The following is a 1,669-nucleotide window of genomic DNA, read 5'->3' as shown; positions in this document are numbered from 1 at the left end:
TTATAAGAGAAAATAATAAATTTTACTTTGTATCTTCATTTTTAGTATGTGTTGAGCAGGGGGGGGGATATAATTTAAATATATTTTACCATACATATGGAGTTGCAGCTTGAATATCATCATAGCAACTCTTAGACAACACAATATCAATAACTTTCATAAACTAAGAAAATTATACAGCACACACAATTTTCATCTTATAACAAGCAAAGATGTTCTTACTTTAGAAAATATAAAAAAAATTAATCCTGATTATATATTTTTTCCACATTGGTCTTTTTATATACCAACAGAAATTTATAGTAACTACCAATGTATTGTTTTTCATCTTGGAAATTTACCATTTGGTAGAGGAGGCTCTCCATTACAAAATTTAATCATAAGAGGAATATATAAAAGCAAAATTTGTGCTTTAAAAGCTTGTGATATATTAGATGGTGGAGAAATATATTTAAAACATAACATCAGTTTCAAAAAATCAAATGCACAAAAAATTTATGAAAAAATTTCAAAAATTATATTTTTTAAACTAATACCTAAAATTTTACAAACAAAAATTATACCTTATAAACAAAAAGGAAAGGTGATAGTTTTTAAAAGAAGAGCAAAAGAACAAAGCAGTATTAGTACATTAAAAAATCCTAATTTAGTAAAAATATATGATTTTATACGTATGCTTGATGCTAAAGACTATCCAAAAGCATTTTTGGAATTTAAAAATATAAAAATGGTTTTTCAAAACGCAAAAAAACATAATAATCAAATAAAAGCAGAGGTAATATTTTATGAAAAATAACAAAATTTTAATTATAGCGGCTCATCCAGACGATGAAGTTTTAGGATGCTTTGGAACTGTAGCAAGATATATACAACAAGGATATGATGTATTTACTTTAATACTTGGGGAAGGCAAAACAAGTAGGGAAAGCAAAAATCATACAAAAGAACAAAAAATATTAGAAAACGAACTTCTTAATGCAAATAATTTTTTAGGTGTTAAAAATGTTTTTAGAAAGTTTTTTCCTGATAATGCTTTTGATAAGGTACCATTATTAGAAATAGTTAAAAGCATTGAAGAGGTAAAAAATAAAATTAAACCAGCTATAATTTTTACCCACTACGAAAAAGACCTTAATATAGATCATCAAATTACATACAAAGCAACAATTACCGCTACAAGATCTTTACAAGAAGAAAGTGTCAAAGAAATTTATAGTTTTGAAATTCTTTCAAGCACTGAATGGAATTATCCATTAAGTTTTCAACCCGATGTATTTTTTGATATCAGCTCAACTTTAAGTCTAAAATTAAAAGCTATGTCTTTTTATCAATCAGAACTACAAAACTATCCTCACCCTAGAAGCTTGGAAGGAATAAAAATAAATGCACAATATCAAGGAATGAGAGTTGGACTTGAATATGCCGAAGCATTCAAAAGTATAAAAGTAATAAAATGATTATTTATAAAAATTTTATTAATCTTACAAGAGAAGAAAAAAAGGAAATTTTTTTTATAAGAAACTCCCAAAATATTTCTAAGTTTATGAAGACAAAAAGCATAAAATACAAAGAACATTTAATATTTTTAAAAAAACTTAAAAAAAGTAACAATCAACAATACATTCTGCTAATAAGAAACAACGAAAAACTTGGAGTTATTTATTTTACT

General features: G+C 25.0%; 2 protein-coding genes and 1 pseudogene. All 3 read left to right on the top strand.

Annotation, left to right across the window (positions count from 1 at the left end):
• The first annotated feature begins 109 nt into the window (after nucleotides 1–109).
• Entirely contained in the window at nucleotides 110–796 is a 687-nt protein-coding gene (locus tag CAMP5060_RS08035) for a methionyl-tRNA formyltransferase (protein WP_337218198.1), read from the top strand.
• On the top strand, nucleotides 786–1,457 hold the full coding sequence (locus tag CAMP5060_RS08030; RefSeq protein WP_337218197.1) for a PIG-L deacetylase family protein: 672 nt from the start codon (nucleotides 786–788) through the stop codon (nucleotides 1,455–1,457). Before CAMP5060_RS08035 ends, CAMP5060_RS08030 begins: the two co-directional genes overlap by 11 nt.
• Nucleotides 1,454–1,669: pseudogene (locus CAMP5060_RS08025) on the top strand (UDP-4-amino-4,6-dideoxy-N-acetyl-beta-L-altrosamine N-acetyltransferase); the annotation flags it as partial. The gene CAMP5060_RS08030 and the pseudogene CAMP5060_RS08025, both read left to right, overlap by 4 nt.

The sequence above is a fragment of the Campylobacter sp. 1569 genome, assembly GCF_024723675.1.
Classification (GTDB): Bacteria; Campylobacterota; Campylobacteria; order Campylobacterales; family Campylobacteraceae; genus Campylobacter_D; species Campylobacter_D jejuni_C.
The sequence above is the reverse complement of the archived record's forward strand: the minus strand, read 5'-3'. Positions and strand labels throughout refer to the sequence as shown.

Coding starts and splice junctions, on each gene's coding strand:
- CAMP5060_RS08030 (WP_337218197.1), top strand. CDS start 786: ATGAAAAATAACAAAATTTTAATTATAGCGGCTCATCCAGACGATGAA.